This window comes from Blautia sp. MSJ-19, from assembly GCF_018918125.1.
In the GTDB taxonomy this organism is placed as follows: domain Bacteria; phylum Bacillota; class Clostridia; order Lachnospirales; family Lachnospiraceae; genus Blautia_A.
Genome location: NZ_JAHLQA010000039.1, coordinates 66,436 through 92,039, shown reverse-complemented (window position 1 = coordinate 92,039; position 25,604 = coordinate 66,436). Strand labels below are relative to the sequence as shown.

At 39.3% G+C, this 25,604-nt stretch carries 20 protein-coding genes; 1 reads left to right on the top strand and 19 read right to left on the bottom strand.

Going from position 1 to position 25,604, the window contains the following annotated elements:
* Window position 1 precedes the first annotated feature (1 nt).
* The 19 genes from KQI91_RS13460 to KQI91_RS13370 form a co-directional block, all read right to left on the bottom strand.
* On the bottom strand, window positions 2-2,095 hold the full coding sequence (locus KQI91_RS13460; protein ID WP_216393290.1) for an ADP-ribosylglycohydrolase family protein: 2,094 nt from the start codon (window positions 2,093-2,095) through the stop codon (window positions 2-4).
* Window positions 2,096-2,120: 25 nt separating this feature from the next.
* Window positions 2,121-4,238, bottom strand: a complete 2,118-nt coding sequence (locus KQI91_RS13455; RefSeq protein WP_216393289.1) for an ADP-ribosylglycohydrolase family protein — start codon at window positions 4,236-4,238, stop codon at window positions 2,121-2,123.
* 18 nt (window positions 4,239-4,256) lie between these two features.
* Window positions 4,257-5,099 carry a carbohydrate ABC transporter permease gene (locus KQI91_RS13450; protein ID WP_216393288.1) on the bottom strand — a complete coding sequence of 281 codons (843 nt, stop codon included), beginning with the start codon at window positions 5,097-5,099 and terminating at the stop codon, window positions 4,257-4,259.
* Between the two features lie 15 nt (window positions 5,100-5,114).
* Entirely contained in the window at window positions 5,115-5,990 is an 876-nt protein-coding gene (locus KQI91_RS13445; RefSeq protein ID WP_216393287.1) for a carbohydrate ABC transporter permease, read from the bottom strand.
* A 103-nt stretch (window positions 5,991-6,093) separates the two neighbouring features.
* Window positions 6,094-7,578, bottom strand: coding sequence for an ABC transporter substrate-binding protein (locus KQI91_RS13440; RefSeq protein WP_216393286.1), 1,485 nt, complete (start codon window positions 7,576-7,578; stop codon window positions 6,094-6,096).
* A gap of 398 nt (window positions 7,579-7,976) precedes the next feature.
* A complete protein-coding gene (locus KQI91_RS13435; RefSeq protein WP_216393285.1) occupies window positions 7,977-9,026 on the bottom strand; it encodes a LacI family DNA-binding transcriptional regulator in 1,050 nt (349 codons plus the stop codon).
* A gap of 32 nt (window positions 9,027-9,058) precedes the next feature.
* A complete protein-coding gene (ade, locus tag KQI91_RS13430; protein ID WP_216393284.1) occupies window positions 9,059-10,762 on the bottom strand; it encodes an adenine deaminase in 1,704 nt (567 codons plus the stop codon).
* Window positions 10,763-10,944: 182 nt separating this feature from the next.
* Window positions 10,945-11,832, bottom strand: coding sequence for a prolyl oligopeptidase family serine peptidase (locus KQI91_RS13425; protein ID WP_216393283.1), 888 nt, complete (start codon window positions 11,830-11,832; stop codon window positions 10,945-10,947).
* 86 nt (window positions 11,833-11,918) lie between these two features.
* Window positions 11,919-12,767 carry a DegV family protein gene (locus KQI91_RS13420; RefSeq protein ID WP_216393282.1) on the bottom strand — a complete coding sequence of 283 codons (849 nt, stop codon included), beginning with the start codon at window positions 12,765-12,767 and terminating at the stop codon, window positions 11,919-11,921.
* Between the two features lie 17 nt (window positions 12,768-12,784).
* Window positions 12,785-13,060 carry a hypothetical protein gene (locus KQI91_RS13415; protein ID WP_216393281.1) on the bottom strand — a complete coding sequence of 92 codons (276 nt, stop codon included), beginning with the start codon at window positions 13,058-13,060 and terminating at the stop codon, window positions 12,785-12,787.
* Between the two features lie 42 nt (window positions 13,061-13,102).
* Entirely contained in the window at window positions 13,103-13,315 is a 213-nt protein-coding gene (locus tag KQI91_RS13410) for a hypothetical protein (RefSeq protein ID WP_216393280.1), read from the bottom strand.
* 137 nt (window positions 13,316-13,452) lie between these two features.
* Window positions 13,453-15,150, bottom strand: a complete 1,698-nt coding sequence (locus KQI91_RS13405) for an LTA synthase family protein (RefSeq protein ID WP_253288598.1) — start codon at window positions 15,148-15,150, stop codon at window positions 13,453-13,455.
* 349 nt (window positions 15,151-15,499) lie between these two features.
* Window positions 15,500-16,369, bottom strand: a complete 870-nt coding sequence (locus KQI91_RS13400; protein WP_216393279.1) for a DUF3881 family protein — start codon at window positions 16,367-16,369, stop codon at window positions 15,500-15,502.
* Window positions 16,370-16,387: 18 nt separating this feature from the next.
* Window positions 16,388-17,683, bottom strand: a complete 1,296-nt coding sequence (gene serS / locus KQI91_RS13395; RefSeq protein ID WP_118252480.1) for a serine--tRNA ligase — start codon at window positions 17,681-17,683, stop codon at window positions 16,388-16,390.
* A gap of 34 nt (window positions 17,684-17,717) precedes the next feature.
* A complete protein-coding gene (locus KQI91_RS13390) occupies window positions 17,718-18,257 on the bottom strand; it encodes a DUF4446 family protein (RefSeq protein ID WP_216393278.1) in 540 nt (179 codons plus the stop codon).
* A 12-nt stretch (window positions 18,258-18,269) separates the two neighbouring features.
* Window positions 18,270-19,208: a ParB/RepB/Spo0J family partition protein gene (locus tag KQI91_RS13385; protein ID WP_216393277.1), complete on the bottom strand. Its 939-nt coding sequence runs from the start codon at window positions 19,206-19,208 to the stop codon at window positions 18,270-18,272.
* Complete coding sequence (locus KQI91_RS13380) at window positions 19,208-19,975, bottom strand: ParA family protein (RefSeq protein WP_216393276.1); 768 nt, start codon at window positions 19,973-19,975, stop codon at window positions 19,208-19,210. Before KQI91_RS13380 ends, KQI91_RS13385 begins: the two co-directional genes overlap by 1 nt.
* 2,654 nt (window positions 19,976-22,629) lie before the next feature.
* Window positions 22,630-23,262, bottom strand: coding sequence for a response regulator transcription factor (locus KQI91_RS13375; RefSeq protein WP_216393275.1), 633 nt, complete (start codon window positions 23,260-23,262; stop codon window positions 22,630-22,632).
* Window positions 23,263-23,265: 3 nt separating this feature from the next.
* Window positions 23,266-24,051, bottom strand: a complete 786-nt coding sequence (locus tag KQI91_RS13370) for a sensor histidine kinase (protein WP_253288596.1) — start codon at window positions 24,049-24,051, stop codon at window positions 23,266-23,268.
* 574 nt (window positions 24,052-24,625) lie between these two features.
* Here KQI91_RS13370 and KQI91_RS13365 point away from each other — a divergent pair.
* Window positions 24,626-25,555, top strand: coding sequence for an ABC transporter ATP-binding protein (locus tag KQI91_RS13365; protein ID WP_216393273.1), 930 nt, complete (start codon window positions 24,626-24,628; stop codon window positions 25,553-25,555).
* Window positions 25,556-25,604: the final 49 nt, after the last annotated feature.

The window sequence follows — 25,604 nt, the reverse complement described above, 5'->3', positions numbered from 1 at the left end:
CTCATTCTCCCTGTACGATAAAGCTGTCACAAGTCATAGTTCCTCTGGAAATGGTAAAGCCTGCACCGCCACATGAATAAGTTTCATCATTTGCTGTTAAAATCTTTTCCCCATTTACCATGAAACTTAACTGATCTCCATATGCAGCAAACTCCAGTTTATAAGGCTTGTCTTCCTCATATTTAAATTCCTTTTCTGCGAGTATTCTGCGCTCTTTATCTTTCTGAACAAAGATCTGTGCTTTATTATAGCCGGTAAGTACAGCACCATAATATCTCTTATGTCCGACGCTTCTGATCACCATTCCACCCGCCTTATGCAGATTGTAATAAACCGTAGATCCTATCTTATAATCTTTCCAGTCTCTTGTTCCAATCGTTACCAGTCCGTCGTTCTCCTGATGAGACACACAGTAAGTCTGGTTAAAATCAGCTGCAAACTGCGCCGCCGAACTTGCAAAACTTGCCAGCCACAGAGGATTTGTATTCCAGATAGAAGTCATCAGCATACCTCTCTGTGCAAAGTCAGTCGGTGCCCCCTTCCAGTCAATACCGTAAATAAATACGTTTCCACAAAATCTCTTAACTGAAGAAACCTGGTAACCCAGCTTGTAAATGGCCATACCCTTTGTATCCGGCACTTTCCAGGAAAATTCCTGTACTTCCTGAGTAAGTTTCCACGGTTCTCCATAAATAACCTGACTGTTATTATCAAGATCATAATAAAGAATATATGGTGTCAGAAATACTTCCTGATCTTTTCCCACACTCGCCTTTGTCTTCACTGTCTGAGAAGAATAAAGTGTAGGCGAAGCTACCGTAGAGAAATTCAGTGCAACTTTCGAAAAATCTATAAATGTCTGTGTGGAGACATTTGCAGTCACACCGTCTGCAACACAGTCACAGTCAATTACCAGTGCATTCTCCCGGCTGTTTTCATTCTTATTATGTACAGATACCGCACTCATGCATCCATGATCAAACTCACAGGGGGTAAATCCCTGTACAGCCCCCGGATATTCAAAAGTATATCTTTCATCAGATATCTCAACTTTTTCTCCTGCAAGATGAGCTGCTGTATTTACAATCCTTTTTGTTTCCAGTACAGCATCTGTCACAACAGAACCGCCATCTGCAGTTACCACATACATAAGGTCTGCAACTGGTGTCCGAAAATCTGCTCCCGCATTGATTCCATCAATTCCAAGTCGGATTCCATTAAATGCCCCCACATTACCTGCATTACAGTCTGTATCCCATGCCGCTGAAGCAGCGATACTGATAGACTTCTGAAAATCATCTCCGCCAAGCAAAATAGATGCAATCACCATCGCATGGTTCGGAACCATATGACAGCATCCTGGCCATACGCCATAACCATATTTAGGATCAAGATAAGCTCTTACTTTTCTCCAGTCCTTTTCCTTACTGCAGATATCTCTTACGTCAGCAATAATCTCCGTAAGAAGCGGATCTGTCACATATTTTGCAGCTCTGTCCAGAAGTATATCTACATTCTTCTCTGTAAATGCCATCGCTTCCAGTGCTGCCAGATGGCAGGCTGCCTGAACTGCGATTCCGTCATGACTTACACTCGCCGCTTTTCTCACAAGGTCTACTGCCAGATCCGGATCATCCGGACACGCCATTGCAATCGCATCAATAAAAATCTGTGCACCAATCTGCTCGGAAAGAGTTTTTCCATTCACTTTCATGGATCCGCTCTCTGGTGCATCCATTCCATTTTTCAGATTCAGAAATGCCGTATGCTCCGTAGAACGGCCAAGACCGCCCCACCAGAGAATCGTTCTGTTCTCGATAATATAGTTTAACCAGGTGTCACCAAATGCTCTCGCCGGCAGATTTCTGTCATATCCATTATCTTCGATTGCTCTGAAAAAGCCAAAAGTCCCGGAAATATCATCATCTGCCACAATAAGCGGAACCCCCACTTTATCATGTACATAATATTTTACTTCATCAAAAGTATCCTGGATTTTCTGGTAACTCCATCCCTCTACCGGACGTCCCAGATACACTCCCAGTATCTTTCCAAGGACACCTGCATAAATTTTATCTTCAAACTGTTTTATCATCTGTCCTTCCCTCCGGATTCACTTCCTACAGTCTGCGAATTTCAAATCCATCTCCAAGTATTGCTCCACTGTCAACCACAAATCCTGCCTGCCCTCTGTCATAAGCAGCATCTTTTCCCTCTACAGCTGCCTCACCATCAATAAGCATTGTCAGGGTGTCACCTTTTACTTTGAATTCAACATCATACGTATGGTCGATTTTATAATCATAAGGTTTTCTGGCAATTTCAGTTCTTTTTTCATCCTGCTGGCGATAGATCAGTGCACATCCTTCTGTAAGTACAGCCCCATAATATCTTCTGTGTCCCTTTGCCCTTGCAACAAGTCCTGCTGCATCCTGCTGAGAAAAAGTAATCGTGCTTTTTACAGAATAATCTGCCCAGTCTGCAGTTCCGGTTGTTACAACTCCGTTCTTTACTGCATGGCAGACAGAGAATGTAACTGTATAATCCGGATTGAAGTGATCTGCCGATGAAACAAAAGTTTTCAACCAGGAAGTTGTTGTTGTCCACGGTGTCAGCGAAGGCGTCATCTCCATGGATTTTCCCATTCTGTAAAGTGCCGGTGCATTGGACCAGTCAAGAGATTTAAGGATAATGCTTCCATCCAGTCTCTCCTCACTTGTAAGCCGAATACCAAGTCTGAAAATCGGATGGCCTTCTGTATCAGGTACTCTCATAGTGATTGTATTCATTCCCTGCTTCAGTTGATTTTTTCCACAGTACAAATTCTGCAGTTCATCATTCCCATCAAAATATTCAAGAAATAATTCCAGTTCAGGATTCTTTTCTGCCGGTGCATGAACTACCATTTTAATATCCTGTCCACTGTAAAGAGTCGGGCAGCACAGAACATCAAAATAACTGGTTCCTTCTTTTCCCTTTGGCTTCAGATCGATAAACGTATCTACTGCTGCCGAAGCATGAACCCCACTTGCAAGACCTTCATAAGAAATTCTGCATCCGTATTCTCCTGTCGTTTCATATGAATTCTCAATTTTTGTAAGTACCTGTTCTTCTTTATCGCCTTCATAAGGAATGATTCCCTGAACAGAACCAGGGTACTCAAATGCAAATCTCTCTTCCGGAAGATCAATCGTTTCACCATTTAATGCTGCCGCAGCTCTGAGAATCTTACGAGTCTCTATGACTGCATCAGAAATACAGGACCCACCGTCACTTGTAACTACATAAAGCCTGTCTGCCACCGGTTTTCGCAAATCTGCTCCTCTGTTAAAACCATCAAGGCCAAGTCTGATTCCGTTCAGGCATCCTACATTTCCACTGTTGCAGTCTGTGTCCCAGCCGGCTGAGCATGCGATCATGCAGGATTTCTGGAAATCGTCTCCTCCCATGATAAACGCCATAAGAAGTGTCAGATGATTTGTGATCATCGGGCAGTTTCCAGGATATTTATCATATCCATGTTCCTCTGCGATCCACTGTCTTACTTCATACCAGTCTGCTGCTTTTGCACATCTCTCTCTCAGTTCAGCGATCAGTTTCTTAAAATCATCATTATCAATATATTTCAGCCCCTCATCCAGAAGCTTATTGATATCTTTTTCTTCAAAAGCCATTGCCTCCATAACTGCCAGATATACTGCAGCATCAACGGCTACTCCATCATGGCTTACACTGGCCGCTTCTCTTGCCATCTTTGCAGCCCTTTCCGGATTTACCGGATTTACCATTGCCCAGGTATCGATAAAAATCTCAGCACCGATCTGCTCTGCCATACTTTGTCCATTTAACTTTATGGAGCCGCTTTCCGGTGCTTTAATGCCATTTTTCAGTCTCAGATACGCCGTATGTTCTGTGCTTCTGCACAGTCCTCCCCACCAGAGAATCGTCTCGTTTTCAACAATATAATTCAGCCATGCATTGCCAATCTCCTCTGCTGTAATGTCAGCCTTATATCCGGAATCCTCCAACGCTCTGAAAAATGCAAATGTTCCTGATATATCATCATCCGGAACAATCAGCGGTGCTCCTGTTTTATGGTTTTTGTAATAAGCAACTTTTCCAAAAGTATCTTTAATCTTTTCAAATGTCCATCCCTCTACAGGACGTCCCAGATAAACACCAAGGATTTTTCCAAGAACGCCTGCATATACGTCATTTCTATATTTCTGTAATCCCATTTTTCTTATTTCCTTTCTTTAACCTTTGACAGCCCCGCTTACCATACCGTCAATAAAATGTTTCTGTGTCAGCAGGAAGAAAATGATGATCGGTCCGATCAATATCATGGCAGATGCCATCAATATCGACATGTTGGAGCCATAGCTTCCGCTCATGGAAAGGAATCCCAGTGTTGCTGTAAAGTTTTTCTCTCCCTGCAGGAAAGTAGACGTGATCAGATATTCATTCCATGACTGAAGTCCAATCAGGATCGCCACTGTGATCATTCCCGGAGAAACTACAGGTCTCATTACAGACCAGATGACCTGCCTTGTGTTTGCACCATCAATTCTTGCCGCTTCCTCCAGTTCTTTTGGAACATTCAGGAAAAAAGTTCTCATAAGAAAGATTGCAAGTGGCATATAAGTTGCCGCCAGAATTACACTTGTTGCAGGAATATTTCCGATCAGATTCATTTTGGCATAAGCATAGTACAATGGAAAAAGGAACAACTGGATTGGAACTGTCATGGCTACCATAAAATACATTAAGATTGCTCCACTTCCTTTAATTCTTTTACCGGAAAGTACATAGCCGGCCAGAGTTGAACAAAACAATACTATGATCACGGTACAACCGGTAAGCTTTATACTGTTCAGAAAACCTTTTGCAAATTTACCTGTTGTCCATGCCTGAATGTAATTTTCCAAATGGAGAATATCCGGCAGACTTAAAGGGTTTCTTACAATCTCCGAATTTTCTTTAAAACTGTTAATAAATACCAAAACTATAGGAAAGAGACAGATAACAGCCAGCAATATCAAAATCAGATGAATGATCGTATTTACTGTTATCTTCTTTCTTAATGATGAAGCTCCCATAACTGACCGTTCCTCCTATTCCATAGATTCCTTTTGCGTCATACGTGCATAAATGATTGATGCGATCAGACCAAAAATGCTGATAAACATTCCAACTGCTGCCGCTTTGCCGACTTTCATTGAGCCAAATGCAAAAGAATATGCATAGGTACCAAGCACTTCTGTTGAATGAGCCGGACCGCCACCTGTAAGTAATTTGACATAATCAAAGGACAGGAAGGAACCGATGGTAATCATAATAAACATAAGTTTTATTGTAGGCATGATATTCGGAAGATACACGTATCTGAATAACTGCCATCCATTGCATCCTTCTACTCTCGCAGCTTCCACCTGATCTGTAGGAACCTGTCTCAGTGCTGCCAGATAGATAACTGTCAGGTAACTCCAGTAATGCCAGATATCAACACCGGCACAGGCATAGATTGCTGTTTTCATATTTGCAAGCGGCGAACTGATGTCCCAGCCAAATGTATTTCTAAGAAACGCCACTACGCCAACTACCGGACTGAACATGATATTCAGCCAGAGCATTGCATTAACTGACGGTGCTAATACATAGGGAATCAGAAATGCAACCTGATAAATGCTTCTTGTTTTCTTTCTGCTGAGAAGCAGCATTGCTGATAACATTCCCAGAAAAACAGGAATAGTAAGGAACATAATTGCCCAGATAAAATTATTTTTGATTGCTGTAAAAAAAATATTGTCATGAAATAGTTCCTGATAGTTTTGCAATCCGATAAAGTTAATGTCTGGTGACAGACCATTCCAATCTGTAAAAGAATAGACTACTGTCATAATTCCAGGAACCAGAATAACGCACACACTTATAAGCAGTGCCGGAGCAATCAGCAGATAGTTCCAGTTGATTTTTTTCTTCTTGCTCATTGAGCAACCAGCCTCCCTTATTTACAAAAGTGGCAGATGGCATCTGGGAACACCCAAAACCATCTGCCGGTTTTCTGTTAGTATTTCTTTAAATCACCTTTTCTTATTCAATTCCTGCCGGTTTCGGAATCGGAGGAACAAGTCCCTTGTCAAACTCTGCCTTAAATGCATTTTCAAGAGAATCTACATACTCATCAACAGTCGATGTGCCAAACCATACTTCATCAATATTTACGATTCTCTGCTGTGTATCAGCCGGGAAGAATACATTGTCATAGTATCCAAAGTTGCCTTTTTCTACTGCTGCAGACACGTTCTGAACTACATCCATAAAAGATTTTGAAAGGTATCCCATATCAGATGTGTCAACTGAAGACAGATCTTTCAGTGGAGTTCCCCAATATCCTGGCCATGCAGTTGTCATCTCCTGCGTAAACTCAGGTGACATCATAATGTCAATGATCTTGGCTGCTTCATCTTTGTGTTCCTGGCTCACATTTGCATTAATAGATAACGTGCAGGCTGCACCAAGTGTATACGTCTCATCCGGAACTTCTTCTGTTGCCGGGAATGGGATAAATGCAATATTCTCGGTCTTATCATCTGTAAAGAAGGAAGCTGCCCACTGAAATGCGATAGATGGTCCAATAAAGAACGGGGCTTTTTCATCCGCCAGAAGTTGTAAGGACTCGCTGAAGTTCAGGTTCACGTAATCGTCGCCTGCAAGATATCCTTTGTCCCACCATTCTTTGGATTTTTCAATTGCAGCTTTTACGTCATCGTTATTCCAGCTTTCTTCACCGGTAAGACATTTATAAACCGTATCCGGTGTTGCCACATGAGTCAGGAAAAGTGAACCATAGTTCTCATTTACAGGCTGCCATCCTTTATTTCCTGTAACGGAAGCATATAAGCCTTTTTCCATAGCTTCGTCCATGATCTTTTCCATTTCTTCGATTGTTGTCGGAACTTCCCATCCATTATCTTCAAGTACTTTCTTATTATAGAAAACACCCATTGTACTGATTCCGTTTGTCAGACTGTAAAGTTTACCATCAACTGTTCCGGACTCATAATATGGCTGCAGGATTCTGTCTTCCCATCCATATTCTTCAGAATAATCATCCATTGGTTCAAGTTTTCCTGCTTCTACCAGTGGCATTACAAAAGCAGGACCTGAGCCATAGACAATATCCGGCCCCTGATTAGCAGCAAGTGCTGTCGTCATATCAGAATCTACAGACGGTCTGAATTCAACAACCAGCTGATATTTGTCCTGAGAATTGTTGTATGCATCAACCAGATATTCCTTCATGGCTTCCTGTGCATAAGGCTCTGCACCCCAGAACCAGAGGTTGATCTCTTCTCTGTCTTTCATGGAATCATCAGATGCTTTTGCAACTTCTTCTGTATCTTCCGCTGTGTCTTCTGTTGCCGCTGCATCCGTTGTCGTATCACTTGTCTCCTCTTTTGCTTCTTCCTTCGTTTCTTCCTTTGAGGTATCACTTCCTGTCGAAACCCCGCAACCTGCCAGTGAGCTTACGACAACTGCTGTTGCCATAATTGCTGCTAATGCTTTTCTTTTCATTTAGTTTCCTCCTTTTGGTAAAATTGTGATTAACATTTTTTGTAGTCTTTTGTTTGTTTCACACGTTTCCCTTTGTTAACCTAATTATAACCAATTTATCAGGTTTGTCAATCTAATTTGTTAATCACATTTTGTTTGTATGGCCTTTATTTTCTTTATATTTTTTATTCATATTTGCATATTTTATATATTGTCAGAATTTTATTCTATTATATCCCTAATTTTTACTGGTTAACATTGATTAATATTCTATATGTTTTTGTTTTTTATGCATTATATCTAAATTTAAAATACAAATATTAGGCAAAAAAATTACTCCGCTTTATCATTTTGCGGAGTAATTTTTATATTATATTAACTTTTCAAACATTACTGTTTTTTCATTCACAACGATCTGATCATTTTTCCATTTTAACAGAATTTCTTTCTACCAGAATCGGAGAAAAATATGTATTTCTTACAGCTTCCTTGTCTTTGCCCGTAATACGGTTAATGATTGTCTCGCAGGCCTTTTTTCCCATCTGCTCTCCCGGTTGTGCTATCGTAGTCAGTGGCGGAGTCAGAACAGCCGATACATAAACATCATCAAAACCTACAACTGAAATATCTTTTCCAATCGTGAGTCCATTTTCCCCTGCATACTGATAAACCCCCAGTGCAATTTCATCATCATAAGCAAAAACAGCCTTCACGCCAAGATCATACAGATATTTCATTCCTTCATAACCAGTCTGCCGCTTATACTGACCATAATAAATGTATTCCTCTTTAATGGAAATATTATAAAATGCCAGCGCTTCTTTATATCCTTCAATTCTTTTACGACAGGTATATACTTCTCTGTTTCCTACTATCATGCCAATCTTATCATAGCCATTATGGATCAGATATTCTGTCGCCATATAACCACCGCTTTTGTTGTCCGCAGTGATAAAATCACAATATACTCTGTCAATCGCCTGATTCAGAAGCAGAAACGGAATCCCAGCGTCTTTCAGTGCACGACCTAATTTTTCATTATTCTTTTCTATGTTCATATCCATAGGCGGAATAACGATGAGTCCTGCTACTTTTAAACTTTTCAGAAACTGTATACTGTCCAGAGTCTGTTTTGTAGTATCATTTCCCGCACAGATTACCGTATGATATCCGTACACCCGACTATACTGATCAATTCCCTTCTGACAGGCATCCAGAAATTCATTGTAATAACGCGGACGTATGACACCTATTACCGCAGAGCTTTTTATAATTTCTTCCCGGTTTTCTTTTATCTGTTTTTCTTTTTTCTTTTTCTCTTCAAAATTATAGCCAAGTTCCCTTGCTGCTTCCAGTATTCTCTCTCTGGTTGCTTCTGTTATTCTTGAAGGTTTATCATTCAATACCAGAGATACACTGGCAGTAGAAACATTCGCTTTTTCGGCAATATTTCTTACAGTTGGCTTCATTCATGCTTCTCCTTCTTTAACCTTCTGTGTTTTTAATTCTGGTAAAAATCACCACTCAAAACATCATAAATTCCTCTTGGAGTAATACGGATTTCCGGTATTACAGGAAGCGCCATAAAGGATAACGTTATGAAAGGGTCAATTCCCTTTCTAACACCCATTTTATGAGCTTTGTCTATCATAATTTTCAGTTTATGATTACTGTACCGGTACCCGGCATCGCTCATAAGCCCCATCACCGGCAGTTCAAGTGTATCAAAAACCTTATGGTCTGATATGATCGTATATCCTCCCTGCACGCGGATAAGTTCTTCTACAGCCAGTTTCATATCCTCATCATTATCTCCAATTACAATGATATTATGAGAATCATGAGATACACTGGAAGCAATTGCCCCTCCCTGGATACCAAATCCACTGACAATACCTACTCCTGTTTTTCCAGTCGCCCGATGTCTCTCGATCACAGCAATTTTCTGGAATTCTTTGTCAGCTTTAAAGGAACACGGTTTATCAGAAAAAATTTTTTTCTGCTTTTTCGTAGTGATTTGCCCATCTTGCATTTTTATTACTGTAAAACATCCATCTGGTGATTCCAGTTTCAGATCATCCTCAGAAAATCTGCCTACATGAACTGTATTTTTCAATTCTGACGGACAGCTTCTGAGGGCAATCTCTTTATCTTTTTTTATTACTTTTCCCTTATAATAAACATCATTTATGGATACCTTTTCCAGATCATCAAGCACAAGCAGGTCAGCCTGATATCCAGGCGCCACTGCACCCATATTATGCAGGCCATAGCACTCTGCTGAATGAATCGTTGCCATTTTGATAGCATCAATCGGATTCATTCCCAGTTCTATAGCTCTCCGCACATTATGGTCAATATGCCCCTCTCGTTCAATATCCTCAATATGCTTATCATCTGTGCAAAAGCAGAATCCTTCCCCATTCATATGGTTTTGGACCAGTCCGGAAACAATGGCATCTATATTTCTGGCCGCACTTCCTTCACGAATCAGTATTGTCATACCATTTCTCCGTTCACTCATAGCATATTCAAAATCAGAACATTCATGATCCGTCTTTATTCCAGCCATCGCATATGCCTGTAAATCCTGCTCTGCCAAAAACGGTGCATGTCCATCACGAACTCTGCTCTCAAACAATGTTAATTTCTGATGCATATCAATATCACCATTTACCACAGAAATATAGTCCATGACTTCTCCAAGCCCCAGCACCCGTTGCTTTTCCAGATATGGTGCCATATCTTCTGCAGTCAGCGTACAGCCATTGTCATCAATAGAAGTTGCCGGAACGCAGGAAGGCATCATGACAAACACATTTGCACTGACATTTTCTGTCTGATCTATAATATAATCAATTCCCGCAAGACCAGAAACATTTGCCGATTCATGAGGATCTACAATAAATGTAGTTGTACCATGCTGGGATGCAACAGTTATCAGCTCACCCGGTGTTACCAATGTTGATTCCAGATGAAGATGACTGTCTATAAATCCCGGACAAATATACTTTCCGGTCACATCCCGTTCTGTCTCCCCTTCATAAGAACCAATTCCTACGATCATTCCATCCTCGATTGCTATATCGCCATTTACAAGCTCTCCGGTAAAGACATTCACAATCTTTGCATTTTTTAAAACCAGTTCAGCTTTTTTCAATCCACGTGTAATCTCTGAATATCTCCGATATTTTTTTAACTCCATAGATTTTCTCCTTTTGTCATATTAAGGAAACGTTAAAACATACAACAAAAGTACACTGAAAAAAGATATTTACTATCTCTGATATTAGCATGTATAAAAGCAAATATCAACTTTTTATCTGATCTTTTTACCAATTTTAGCACTGTTAATCGCACAGTCTCTGCCCGTTATTTTGAAAGTTCCTAGATTTGAAATTTTTCTCTTATAAACTGATCTACTATCTGAAGAATTTTTTCATTGGAAAATCCACCATTTCCATGGCCTGCATTTTTTACACAAATAAATCTTACGTCTTTATTTTTCTCTTTCATTTTTTTATACAACTTAAGCGATTGCGTAAATGGTACAATCTGATCCTTATCCCCATGCATGATCAGCATTGGTGGAATTTTATATTCTTCGTGAATATATTTTAATATATTTGTTTTTTGTGCAGTCTCTGTATTTTCACTTATTTTTTTATGTCCGATAAAATCACCTAACGGACTGTTCGGTTCATCGTAATAAGGATTACCAGATTCTTTTACCATTTCAATGATATTTACAGGCCCAAACCAGTCAATAATGCAGTTAACTTCTGAACTGATTTCTTTATTCTCCTCACCCTGCAGTTCTCTTTCCCCGGTAATTCCGGCCATTACCGCCGTATGTCCGCCACTTGAGTCTCCCCACAATGCAATTCTGTCAACATCTACATCATACGTATGTGCATGTTTTTTCATAAAACGTATTGCGTCTTTTACATCCTTAATCTGTGCCGGAAAAGGTGCAATATCACTTGAACGGTATTCTACGATTGCTACCGTATATCCCTTCTGGCACATGCGAATCATTTTCGGCAAATTAAAATAAATGGGCTGTTTTCTCCAGCCCGATCCCTGCACGAATACGATCAGAGGTCTCCGAAACTGTTCTTCATCCTGTCCAAAAGGTTTTGGCACAATGATCTGCAAATATAAAGCCTGATCATTCTTTTTCACATATTCTACATTCGGATAAAATTTTATCTCATATCCAAATGTATTTTCCACATTGATAGTTTCTATCTCTTCCTCCCACATTTTCCCCATAATTCTTATTTCTCCTCAAAAGAATTTGTAAAAAGAGGAATTGCATTTATATTTAACATATGGCAATTCCTCTTTTCATTCGTACACTATTTCGCAATAAACAGCACTCCCAGCGTCCCCGGGCCGCAGTGACTGGAAATTACGCCACCGGCACGGGTCTCAAGGATCTCCTGAAAAATCCCCAGTCCCTGCAGATATGCACGTACCTCTTCGACAACTTCTCTGTCACATCCGGAATGTGTGATAAATACACGCTCCGGGCATGCATTTTTAAGGTCTGTCTCCATATCTTTAACATAGGAGATAATAACTGATTTCAATTTTCCACGATACTTCTTAGCCGCATTCATAGCTCCGTTTTCTACGACAATTTTCGGGTGCAATTTCAACACGCTTCCTGCCATTGCAGAGACAGCATTGCATCGTCCGCCGCGATACAGATATAATAGTGTATCTACAATAAAACTTGCACGTACCTTTGGTTTCAGATGTTCAATCACTGCTGTAATTTCTGCGACACTTTTGCCTTCCTGTGCCATTACTGCGGCTTCGATAACCAGAAGGCCAATACCCGTAGAAAGATTTGCAGAATCAATGACTGTTACGAAATCTGCTGCCTCCAGGTCTTCTGCAGCGAGACGCATAACATTCCCGGAAGTTGACATACTTGATGATATTGAAAAACAGATAACTTCTCTTTTTTCTTCAACATAAGGACGCATTATCTCCACTGCATCTGCCAGAGACGGTGCAGATGTTTTTGGCGTAGTCTTATGTTCATCTGACCATGCAAAAATTTCTTCAGGAGTTATATTTTTACCATCTTCGTATTCCTTTTCACCAAGAAGAATATGAAGCGGCAATATATCAATATCGTATCTTTTTACCAATTCCGGCGAAAGATCACATGTGCTGTCTGAAATTATCTTAACCATATCAATTCCCCCATTCTCTAAAGGCCGTTCCGATACACTTCACTGATCGTGGCCTGCGCATGCTCCGATTCTTTTTTCTTTATAAGCTGATCCCTGTCACTCAAAATTGCAATCATTTCATCAACAATCACTTCTACCTTTGGTATTTCTGTCATCCGATACAGATACCCCAACATACGCGTTGCTGTATAATCTGTGTTCAGATACTTGTATGCGATCTCTGAACACAACTCCTTAGGATAGCCTTTTTCTATTAAAGCTTTGTAAAGTTCATCTGCTCTCTCTGACGCCATAATTGCCCCTGTTTTCCATTTCAATATACTTCATGCAATAATTTATTCCGCTGCATCATTCAGTGCATCATACGCGTCTTCCAGCGCGTCCAGTGCCTCTGTCAGAAGATCCAGTTTATCACTGTTCTCATCCTCTGTTTCATACTGGTCAATCACCTCTGCGAGTGCATCCTTCAGTTCTTCCAGAGAAGCCGTCACACTTTCCAATTTATCTTCCTTTGTGGAAACGCCCATAATATCTACCACCTTACTCATGTCAATACCTCCTGCGATTTTATAAAGAATATTTTACCATAAATGTCCGCAGGATACACCTGTATATTTATTTCTTAAACAGCAGTAAAAAAGCAACCAGAACTTAACATCCTGATTGCTTTTTACTGTTTCATTTTCTACTTCTTCAGTTCAAAAAAATCTTCTGCACGATTTTTATAATCTGTAAGATCATTATACTGCAGAATCGCATAATCTTTGATCCATTCATAATATGGAGATGTTTTGTCATCGGCACTATAGAACTTACCATCCGCACCCCAGTAGCCATTACCTGTCAGTACCGGAATCTCTTTCTGAATATCCTGCTGGAACTTCTGGAAACCGGTCAGCTCACTTCCTATCGAATCCATAAGGATCGTCTGCAGGTAGTTCATGCTTGTTTTTTCAACCGTTTTCTTTTCCAGTCCATAATTGGACCAGATAACAAATGGCACCGCATAACGCTTCATCATTTCTTCATCGTTCCAGTTTTCATACTCCCCATTTGTGATTGCAGCCATTGAAGCATCTTTAATTCTGGGCTGGTGATCACCGGTAAGAAGAATGACCGTCGGCTCATCTACGTTCTCATAATACTCAACCAGATTTTTGAATGCATCATCCGAGTATTTGATCAGACTCAGATAATAACCAACATCTGGTGCTTCTACATTATCTACCGTAATTCTCTTATCATCAAAATTATCAAATGGCACATCATAAGAGCTGTGATTCTGTATCGTCATGGTATATCCAAAATACGGAGCATCTGAATTCTCTCTGAATTTTTCATAATCATGCGTCATATTATCGTACGTACACTGGTCCGTTCCGTTATTTCGCATCTTTACAAAAGGAACTTCAATATTCAGATAATCATAGAACTTATCAAATCCCAGCATTGGATACACCTTATCACGATTATAATTTCGTGGCTTCTGCAAATGAATTGCTGTGTTTCCCGTGTAACCTTCGCTTTTCAGTTCTGTAACAATTGATGGCATTTCATGTTTTACAAACAGCTGAAAAGCTACTGCACCTTTTGGAAGAAATGCCATAGAGTTTCCGGTCAGAAATTCATACTCGGTATTTGCAGTCTGACCGCCGGCAACCGAAGCATACGTAGTTCCACTTACTGTATTGCCACTCTCCATCAATCCATGAATAAATGGCATATAATCTTCATTCGTTTCAATTTTCCCAAGCACCTGCGGATCAGAAAAGGCCTCATTGATTACCACAATAATATTGGGGTTCTTTTTACTGCTGTCTACTGTATCGGAAGTATAGCGAGAAGTAATTTCTTCTACCTTCTCCAGGCTGTATCCCTCTGGTTTTTCCGGCACAGACAGCTTAATACTTCTTGAAAAGCATGCAATGCTTCCATATTTCTCATAACTGGTCAATGGCTGAAACAGGCTCAGATAAAGGCCAAGATTTGTTACATAGTCTGTCATAACAACCTTTGTTGTTCCCAGTACACAAACAACTGCCATTACTGCAATGCCACAAAGACGCTGAACTCCTTTTTTGAAAAAGCGCTCGCATTTCAGGGTTCGTCCGATCAACATAAAATCAAACATCAAAATAACTGCGAGTGTTGTGTAAAAATTAAATGATATCTGATAGCCATCAGCGACTTCCATTGCAGTTCCAACAGTTGCAATGTCTGAAGCCATAACCGGTGTTCCCCTGAACTCATATACAAAATGATTTACAACATCAAATCCAACACAGATAAATGCACAGATATCCGCACCAAGACGTACATGATTTGTAAGAACAATAAATACAAGTTCGATTACAAAAATCAGTACCAGGTTAAATAGCAGCAACGGGATCTCCAGGCCTCGAAAACTGCTCTCTTTACTGAAAATCGCAATCTCCATATTTATAAATATGTAGCATGGTGCCAAAAATATGTATAAAATATTTAAAATTCGATTCCATTTTTCACCGAAATCTAATCTGATAAAAATAAGCGCAATCCCAATCACCCAGAATGCTGCAATACTTGCTATTTTAAATTTCGCACTGAATTCTGTATCATTTTCCAAAATCGTTGTCCGATTGCAAAAAACAAATAAAAGAAGCAGTAACGAAATGAACAGGCAGAAATAATTTGTCCATCTCTGCCTGCCTTTACTATTATCCAGTTTTATAAACACTTTCCAATCCTCTATTCTAAAAATGCAGTCTGCCCTGAAGCCATATCGTTCCTTTGAACCGTCTTCCTATTGCCGGATCACCCAGAAGGTCTGCCCGGTTAATGCAAACATCAAACTGCATATTGTTGCTCTCCAACGTCATCTGGATGAGTTCTTCATCTGTAATATCATTCTGTACAAAATGAAGATCCACAATTTCTCCCAGGATACTATATTGATCGCATTGAATACCATATGGCATAAAATAGGAATCTACTATAGATAAAATGTCTTCATGTACAATTCTGTTTGACAACATAGAGTACGTATCCATTTCTTCCATAGTAAGGCTCTCCATTGCTTCCTCATCACCATTTCTGGCAGCTGCAATCAGCGAACTTCTGTTTTTGGTACTTTCTTTTTCAACCTTGACAGCCTCTTTATCCTTTAAAACAGGGAAAAGAATTTTTCCTTCCCCTGCTAATCCAGATAACGTCAATGCCTGATTTCCTATTTCCTGTTTTTTTCGTTCCTTCATATACTCAGCAGCATTTTGAAGGTAAAAAATCAAAGTAATTCCAATTCTCAGATCATCACAGGCGCCAGAAAAAGCATCTTTGTCTGCATGCCTCTCTACTGTCACCGGCTCCTGGGTCGTTACCCCGGATCCTCTGAAAAAAGGATAATAATATTCCACGTGAAACCTGTTGTCATCATCATACTGACCACAGACAGTAATTCCACAGTCGCTTCCATAACATCTGGAAAATTCAGCAAAGACACCATCTGGATGATCTTCTACGATTTTTTTCTCATCGTAGTTTTTGATAACATCCAGAATGATCTCTTTCATCTCTTCCCGTCTGTTCACTTTAGAAAAGCCAACTGCTTTTAAAAAGCTGTGCAAAAGTACACCTCCATGCCCTTATGCGCGGGTCTTTTTCTCAATCTTCTTCATGCCGCCCATGTATGGCTGCAGAGCTTCCGGAATATTTACGGATCCATCAGCATTCAGGTTATTTTCCAGGAATGCGATCAGCATTCTCGGAGGTGCTACTACAGTATTGTTTAAGGTATGAGCAAGGTATTTTTTACCGTCTTTTCCATTTACACGGATTCTCAGACGACGAGCCTGTGCATCTCCCAGATTAGAGCAGCTTCCTACTTCGAAGTATTTCTTCTGTCTTGGAGACCATGCTTCTACGTCCAGAGATTTTACTTTGAGGTCTGCCAGGTCACCGGAGCAGCATTCCAGTGTACGAACCGGAATATCCAGAGAGCGGAACAGATCTACAGTGTTCTGCCACAGTTTATCAAACCACATCGGGCTTTCTTCTGGTTTGCAGACAACGATCATTTCCTGTTTTTCGAACTGATGAATACGATAAACGCCTCTCTCCTCCAGTCCATGCGCTCCTTTTTCTTTACGGAAACATGGAGAGTAGCTTGTCAGAGTCTTCGGAAGTTCTTCTTCCGGAACGATCTGATCGATGAATTTACCAATCATAGAATGTTCACTTGTTCCGATCAGGTACAGATCTTCACCTTCGATTTTGTACATCATGGCATCCATTTCTGCAAAACTCATAACTCCTGTTACAACATTGCTTCTGATCATGAAAGGTGGTACACAGTAGGTAAATCCACGATTAATCATAAAGTCACGTGCATATGCGATAACTGCAGAGTGAAGTCTTGCAATGTCACCCATAAGATAATAGAATCCGTTACCAGCAACACGTCTTGCACTGTCCAGATCAATTCCATCAAAGCTTTCCATAATATCTGTATGATATGGGATTTCATAATCCGGAACAACCGGCTCACCAAATTTTTCGATTTCTACGTTTTCACTGTCATCTTTACCAATCGGTACAGAAGGATCGATGATATTCGGGATAACCATCATATTTTTAAGAAGTTCTTCCTCTACTTCTTTTTCTCTTGCAGAAAGCTCATCAATTCTTGCTCCGGATGCAGCAACCTGTTTTTTAACCTCTTCTGCTTCTTCGCGTTTTCCCTGTCCCATCAGAGCACCAATCTGTTTGGAGATTTTGTTTCTTTCTGCTCTGAGAGCTTCTACTTCCTGTTTGATCTCACGGTTCTCTTTGTCCAGCTCAATAACTTTGTCTACCAGTTCCAGTTTGCTGTCCTGGAATTTGTTTCTGATATTCTGTTTTACAACTTCTGGATTTTCTCTTACAAATTTAATGTCTAACATGATTCTCCTCCTGACAGATGTTTGTCTGTCTTCTTTATTTTTCTATATTTTTTTCTTCTTCACTTATATCTGCCAATCCGAAATTCACAGCCTTACGAAGTGCTTCCACTTCTTCCTGGCTGAGCATTACATAGGATTCACCTTTTACAATTTCCTTCAGATAAAGGAAACAGTTATCTCTGCTGTGAACGGCATTAAGAATGATACCTGTGTTTTCTTTGTCCAGTAATGCCAGAGTAAAACTCAGCTTTCCTCCAACATCATCAAATGCATCATATTTTTCCACACCATATTTGCTGAAGATCACATTAAAATGCTGTTCCAATGCTTTTATCGCATGCTCATGGTCTTCTTTTGCTTCGTATAGTTTGTCAATCTGCGCAAATTTACGAACAAAAGTCTTTTCCAGCGACTGGGCATCGCTTCCCTTCATAAACATTTTATATTTACGTTCCAGTCGTGTTAATCGCATTCCATTACTGATCAGCACTCCAATCAATATGACAACAACGACAAGTAATATGATAATGATTATTCCAGGATCAATACCAATACTATCAAAAATTGTACTCATATCATACCCCTTTTAACCAATGGAATCAAATAAATCAATAATTCTCTCCAAATCATCTCTGGAATAATATTCTATTTCAATCTTTCCCTTGTTGTTTTTCTTTCTGTGAATAAAGACTCTGGTTCCCGTAATACCTTTCATTTTTTCTTCCAGGCTTTCATAAATTGCATCTTCTGTTGGATCAGAAGTAACTTTTTTCTTCTTAGCCGGTGCAAGAATGTTTTTTACCAACTTTTCTGTCTCGCGTACACTCAGTTTCTCATCAAACACTTTCATAGCTGCATTAAACTGTTTTTCCGGATCTGAAATCGCAAGAATTGCACGCGCATGTCCTGCTGAAATCATTTCATCCACCATCATCTGCTGTACACGAGAATCAAGTTTCAAAAGTCTCATAGAATTTGTAACCGCCGTACGGCTCTTTGAAACTCTCTCTGCAATTTCATCCTGTTTTAAATGAAATTCATCAATCAGACGTTTATATGCCATCGCTTCTTCAACCGGATTCAGATCTTCTCTCTGAATATTTTCAATAAGAGAAATTTCCACTATTTCCTGTGATGAAAACTCTTTGACAACTACCGGCACTTCTTTGAGTCCTGCCATCTTGGCTGCACGCCAGCGTCTCTCTCCTGCAACTATTTCATAGTAGTCCTTCTTATCGGACACGAGAAGTGGTTGCAAAATTCCATACTGTTTAATGGACTCAGATAATTCCAAAAGTGCATCTTCATCAAATTTCTTGCGTGGCTGTTCACGGTTCGGTTCAATCATGGATATTTTCATCATTCTCTCACCCGTTCCGTTTTCCTGTTGACTGGATTTGCTTTCTTCACTTATAACTGGTTTGGTCGGCTTTACAGTTTTTACTGTTTTCGGTTTATTTTGCACTGTTTTTTCCGGAAACAATGCATCCAGGCCTCTACCAAGTCCTGATTTCTTTCCAGCCATTATTCGCCCTCCCTGTTGATTACTTCTTCTGCAAGCAGACGATATGCCTCTGCTCCTGATGATCTGCTGTCATACAAGGTAATTGGCTGACCATAACTTGGTGCCTCTGCCAGTCTGACATTTCTCGGAATGATTGTTTTGTAGATATTCTGCTGAAGATTATCTTTTACATTTTCTACAACCTGCAGAGAAAGATTAGTTCTTGCATCATACATAGTAAAGACAACGCCTTCCATGACAAGTTTCTTATTCAAACGTTCCTTTACCAGATCAATTGTATGTATCAGCTGGGACAGACCTTCCAGTGCATAGTACTCGCACTGAATCGGAACCAATACAGAATTGGCAGCTGTCAGAGCATTGATTGTAAGCATATTCAAAGACGGCGGGCAGTCCATGATAATATAATCATATTTTCTACGAACCTTGTCTATGATTCGTTTCATGATGTATTCCTTATCATCCACACCAATCAGTTCAATCTCTGCTCCAGATAAATTTACATTAGAAGGAATCAGATCCACATTTTCAACCACATCTTTGACAATGGTGTTTTTTGCTTCTGCTTCCCCAAGGAGTAACTCATATAATGTATTCTCAACATTATTTTTATCTACTCCCAGTCCACTTGTAGTATTCCCCTGCGGATCAATATCTATCGCAAGAACTTTTTTACCTTTTTCGGCAAGACAAGCAGAAAGATTAATTGCGGTAGTTGATTTACCAACTCCACCTTTCTGATTTGCTACTGCTATTACTCTTCCCAAGATTCATCCTCCCTTCGGGATATCAAAACTATACATAGATTGTTTGAAGTATAGCGTACTGTTGATATTATAACACTTTTAATATTATTGTTCCACAAAATGTTTCACGTGAAACATTAAAAAAGGAGAAAGTTTTCGGTGGATTATTGTTTATATTTGACAAAGAGTGAATAGAAGGACTCGGGTATTGTTCACGCAATGTATAAAGAACTGTCTCTGTAACGGCTTCGTCGTTCGAAAGTTCTATGAGATAACCTGTCTGCCAGGAGCATACATAATAATCACAAACTCGCTTCGCTCACACAGTGTGATTATTATGTATTACGCAGTCAGAACATCTCTAAGAACTTCCATGAACTCCTGCAGAATGTTGCAGCACAGTTCTTTTTTATTGCTGTTTATACCCGTATCTAAGGGGAATCGCGGTGGTCAGAAGGAATCGCTTTTTTCAGATAACGAGCCACCGCTGGTAAATGTTTCACGTGAAACATTGCAAAAATTAGTAGCCAAAAGTCATAACCAGGCAATCACAATATCCAGCTTTTGTGCATAGTAAAGTGCCCAATACCGTAAGATATTTCACTTAAAGCATTACAATGATCAGCACTTAACGAACCCATAGCTACGTAAATCATGAAAGATTTATCAGGCATAACAAACAAACTTCTAATAATATAGGGTATTTCACATTCAACATCGAACATTGCGGAAATCAGCAATCCGAAAAATGTATCTGTACAAACAAGCATTTTACTCATAGCAAATTGTAATAACTCAGGATATTTACGTGAAATACTATAGACTCAAAAACAAAAAATCAGACTTACTCGGGTATTATTCACGCAATGTATAAAGAACTGTGATTGCAACGGCTTCGTCGTTCGGAAGTTCTATGAGATAACCTGTCTGCCAGGAACATACATAATAATCACAAACTCGCTTCGCTCACACAGTGTAATTATTATGTATTACGCAGTCAGAACATCTCTAAGAACTCCCATGAACTCCTGCAGAATGTTGCAGCACAGTTCTTTTTCATTGCTGTTTATACCCGTATCTAAGGAGAATCGCGGTGGCCAGAAGGAATCGCTTTTTTCAGATAACGAGCCACCGCTGGTAAATGTTTTACGTGAAACATTGCAAAAATTAGTAGTCAAAAGCCATAACCAGGCAATCACAATATCCAGCTTTTGCGCATAATAAAGCGCCCAATATCGTAAGGCATTTCATTTAAAGTATTACAATGATTAGCACTTAACGAACCCTATAACTACGCAAATCATGAAAGCATTTATCAGGCATAACAAACAATCTTCTAATAATATGGGGTATTTCACATTCAACATCGAGCATTACGGAAGTCGGCAATTCGAAAGGTATGTCTATGCAAACAAGCACTTTACTCATGGCAAGTTCCAACAACTCAGGATATTTACGTGAAATATTATAGACTCAAAAACAAAAAATCAGACTTACTCGGGTATTATTCACGCAATGTATAAAGAACTGTGATTGCAACGGCTTCGTCGTTCGGAAGTTCTATGAGATAACCTGTCTGCCAGGAACATACATAATAATCACAAACTCGCTTCGCTCACACAGTGTAATTATTATGTATTACGCAGTCAGAACATCTCTAAGAACTCCCATGAACTCCTGCAGAATGTTGCAGCACAGTTCTTTTTCATTGCTGTTTATACCCGTATCTAAGGAGAATCGCGGTGGCCAGAAGGAATCGCTTTTTTCAGACAACGAGCCACCTCTGGTAAATGTTTCACGTGAAACATTGCAAAAATTAGTAGTCAAAAGCCATAACCAGGCAATCACAATATCCAGCTTTTGTGCATAGTAAAGTGCCCAATACCGTAAGATATTTCACTTAAAGCATTACAATAATCAGTACTTAACAGCTCCATAGCTACGCAAATCATGAAATCATCTATCAGGCATAGCAAACAACCTTTTAATGATATGGGATATATTACATCAAACATCGAGCATTACGGAAATCAACAATTCGAAAAGTATGTCTATACAAACAAGCATTTTACTCATGGCAAATTGTAACAACTCAGGATATTTGCGTAAACATCTCATAGATTATCTGTGTAAAAGTCATGGCTACGCACGCAGATCCACAACATTAGACATTTCAAGCACATTAAATTGCCAATGCCATAGAACAAGCAATAGTCGAAAAGTATAACCAATAATTCATAATATCTGGCATTTAATCATCGTAAATTGCCAATGCCAAAAAACATTTTGCATAAACATTTTAGGAATCAGCCAGCTATTCTAATATCACGCCCTCGTAATTTATACACTTTTTATAATGTTTTCTGAATATTCCATTGTTTCATTTGAATTTTCTGTTTTATTTATTTTCAAAAAGGCATAAGTCGGAGTGTCTTTCTTTCAAGTACAAATGTCTTTTTATCCTCTCATTTTTAATTCATTTATTTACTCAACTATAGTATATTGTCTTCAAAATATCTTCATATCATCCGTCTTTCTTGTGCATCTGTGCATATTCGCATCCATCATCGTTTGTTTTCGTACCCTTTTATCGTCTCTTTTTACTCTGTTTTCTTATTCTTGTCCTTCTTGAGAATGCATATTTCATTTATAAATATACATTCTCGAGTTGTATATTATTCGTGCATATCACCGTGCTTATAGTAAAAAATCGCCACCTGTGTTCTATCGCGGAGCTGCAATTTATCCAAAATCGCACTCAAATAGTTCCGAACTGTTCCTTCGCTCAAATACATTTTCGCTGCGATTTCTTTGTTGCTGTACCCATTTGCAATCAGGCAGATAATCTCTTTCTCTCTTTCATTAATTTCGCAGGAATTATAGTCAAATCCTGCTTTTTCTTGTATTAAGTCCGGTATTTTGGACATTATTTCCTGCCCAAATACTGTCTGTCCCGAATATACCGCACGAATAGCCGGTAGAATATTTGCATAATCCTGCTTAAGTAAATAACCTTTTGCTCCAAGCCGAAGCGCTTTTACAATATACTCGTCATCCAGAAATGTAGTAAGAAGTAATATATTTGCCTCTGGATTTTCTTTTAATATTTTCCCGGAAGCTTCCAGGCCATTCATATTTTTCATTCGAATATCCATCAACAACACATCTGGTTTATGTATTTCAAACAGCTCTACCGCTTCCCTGCCATCTGTTCCAGTTGCAACCACCTGTATATCTTCATTAATACCCAGGATTGTTTTCAAAGCCTCTGTAACCAGGCAATCATCATCCACTATTACAATTTTCATGTTTTATAAACCCTCATTTTCCCTGAGATTCCATTTAGTCTGTTTAGGGATTATAATAAAAATCTGAAATCCTTTTTCTCCATCGATCTGTAACGTTCCATTTAATGCTGTAACACGTTCCTGCATATTTTTCAGTCCTATTCCCGTTGAATTTTCAGCATAATCCCGGCACCCTTTTCCGTTATCTTTAATGCAAAGCTGATACATCGCCGGATGCTCTCTCATTGTAATTTTTATTCGTGTCGCATTGCTATATTTATCAGCATTCGACAGTGCTTCCTTTGTAATGCTAATAAAGCAGTATTTTATATTACTGGGTATTATTTCGGACATATCATATTCCATTTCTACATTTTCTCTTTTAAAGTCCGAAATAATGTTCTTTATTGTTTCTTCAAGATTAATCGCATCATCATGAAGATCGTGTACACTGGAACGAATACTGTTCATCGCAGAATTAAGTGAACCGTCCAATCCTGTCAACAGATTATCCAGATTTGGATCCTTATTTATGGCCCTTATAGCACCTGTCAAAAGAATTGTTCTCGATAATACATGGCCTACATTATCATGTATTTCTCTTGCAATTCGGTTTCTTTCGCGAAGTGTTGCCGCATAAATTTCAGAATTTTGCTTCTCTGCCAATGCCCTGTTTTTTTCCGACAGAAGAATCGTTTTTTCTTCTCCCGTGTCCATAATTCGGCGTATTTCATTGTCCTTTTTATTGTACTTACGCGTTTTTTTCTCTAATATCGCCGCTGTCAGACTTCCGAGTAAAAAATCTGCCATTAAACCTTTCTGCGGACTTTTATAATTCAATAAAAAATATATACCAGCCATGATTCCCGTAAAAGCGATCTGCCAGTTTCCTTCTTTCAGCAATATATAGATCAGCACAGGATAAAAAAGGCTCACCTCCGGCACAAATGCTGCTGATACCAAAAACATTGCACAGGTAATGATCTTTATCTCTTTTCTTTGTAGAAAATAGATTTCGCATATCAGAATCAAAGTCCAGAGAAATGCAAAAATAAACGCTCTGTCCAGATCAATCCATAGCAATGCCGCCAGGCCATACAGAAATACTACACCTGTGTCTTGAAAATATCCCATATCTCTCCTATCTCATAACTTTTTATAAAGTTTTTTAATATCCATGCAAAAAGCTTTTATACTTCGTCCTGTTTTTCACTATAATATAATAATATAACACATTCCGAGCGCCTCAAAGTGACAAATGTCATATCTTTTCCATGACATCATGCACTTGGTATTTTGTACAATTTATTTTATAGTATAATCATGCAAACGCATACAAATGTCTGCATGTCAATCAAATCACTTACTACCGGGAGGAATTATTATGATTCATATAGAAAATCTGGTAAAACGATATGGCGATCTGGTTGCCTTAAATCATCTGAACCTGGATATCCACGAAGGTGAGATTTTTGGATTGCTCGGTCCTAACGGCTCCGGAAAGACCACCGCGATCAATTGCCTGCTCTCTCTTTTAAAATATGATAAAGGCACGATTGAAGTCTTCGGACAGTCCATGAGCCCTGATAATTACGAAGCCAAGAAACAGATTGGTATCGTTCTGCAAAATGTCGCTGTTTTTGACGAACTGACTGTATATGAAAACATTGATTATTTTTGCGGATTATACATATCGGATAAGAAAAAAAGGAAAGAACTGGTAGATGAGGCCATTCAGTTTGTCGGACTTGAAGATTACTGCAAAATGCGTCCAAAAAAACTTTCCGGTGGCCTTTTACGAAGACTGAATATCGCCTGTGGAATCGCCCACAAGCCACGCCTCATCATTCTGGACGAACCTACTGTAGCAGTTGACCCGCAAAGCCGCAATAAGATTCTTGAGGGTATCCAGAAACTGAACGAGCAGGGTTCCACGATTATTTATACTTCCCATTACATGGAAGAAGTCGAACAGATCTGTACACGCATTGCTATTATGGACCATGGACGCGTGATTGCTTCCGGAACCACCGAAGAATTGAAAAAAATGATCAAAACCGGTGAAACTATCACTGTGGAGGCAATTCCTCTGGAAGAAAAACATTTGCAGAATATCCGCAACCTTCCACATGTATTTGATATTCATTATGAAAACCAGATTCTCACGCTCCGCTGTACCGGTGCTCAACATAATCTGATACGACTCCTGAATTATCTCCAGAGTCAGGACATTACTTTCGGAAGAGTTTTTTCTGAGCTTCCGACTTTGAATGATGTTTTTCTGGAGATTACAGGAAAACAGCTTCGCGATTAATACTTTTTGACATTTTCATACAATATACTCCAGAAAGCATTTTGTATAA

Bases quoted from the DNA above. Each gene is read 5' to 3' on its own strand.
- KQI91_RS13460 (WP_216393290.1), bottom strand. From the start codon at position 2,095: ATGATAAAACAGTTTGAAGATAAAATTTATGCAGGTGTCCTTGGAAAG.
- KQI91_RS13455 (WP_216393289.1), bottom strand. From the start codon at position 4,238: ATGGGATTACAGAAATATAGAAATGACGTATATGCAGGCGTTCTTGGA.
- KQI91_RS13450 (WP_216393288.1), bottom strand. From the start codon at position 5,099: ATGGGAGCTTCATCATTAAGAAAGAAGATAACAGTAAATACGATCATT.
- KQI91_RS13445 (WP_216393287.1), bottom strand. From the start codon at position 5,990: ATGAGCAAGAAGAAAAAAATCAACTGGAACTATCTGCTGATTGCTCCG.
- KQI91_RS13440 (WP_216393286.1), bottom strand. From the start codon at position 7,578: ATGAAAAGAAAAGCATTAGCAGCAATTATGGCAACAGCAGTTGTCGTA.
- KQI91_RS13435 (WP_216393285.1), bottom strand. From the start codon at position 9,026: ATGAAGCCAACTGTAAGAAATATTGCCGAAAAAGCGAATGTTTCTACT.
- ade (WP_216393284.1), bottom strand. From the start codon at position 10,762: ATGGAGTTAAAAAAATATCGGAGATATTCAGAGATTACACGTGGATTG.
- KQI91_RS13425 (WP_216393283.1), bottom strand. From the start codon at position 11,832: ATGGGGAAAATGTGGGAGGAAGAGATAGAAACTATCAATGTGGAAAAT.
- KQI91_RS13420 (WP_216393282.1), bottom strand. From the start codon at position 12,767: ATGGTTAAGATAATTTCAGACAGCACATGTGATCTTTCGCCGGAATTG.
- KQI91_RS13415 (WP_216393281.1), bottom strand. From the start codon at position 13,060: ATGGCGTCAGAGAGAGCAGATGAACTTTACAAAGCTTTAATAGAAAAA.
- KQI91_RS13410 (WP_216393280.1), bottom strand. From the start codon at position 13,315: ATGAGTAAGGTGGTAGATATTATGGGCGTTTCCACAAAGGAAGATAAA.
- serS (WP_118252480.1), bottom strand. From the start codon at position 17,683: ATGTTAGACATTAAATTTGTAAGAGAAAATCCAGAAGTTGTAAAACAG.
- KQI91_RS13390 (WP_216393278.1), bottom strand. From the start codon at position 18,257: ATGAGTACAATTTTTGATAGTATTGGTATTGATCCTGGAATAATCATT.
- KQI91_RS13385 (WP_216393277.1), bottom strand. From the start codon at position 19,208: ATGGCTGGAAAGAAATCAGGACTTGGTAGAGGCCTGGATGCATTGTTT.
- KQI91_RS13375 (WP_216393275.1), bottom strand. From the start codon at position 23,262: ATGAAAATTGTAATAGTGGATGATGATTGCCTGGTTACAGAGGCTTTG.
- KQI91_RS13370 (WP_253288596.1), bottom strand. From the start codon at position 24,051: ATGGCAGATTTTTTACTCGGAAGTCTGACAGCGGCGATATTAGAGAAA.
- KQI91_RS13365 (WP_216393273.1), top strand. From the start codon at position 24,626: ATGATTCATATAGAAAATCTGGTAAAACGATATGGCGATCTGGTTGCC.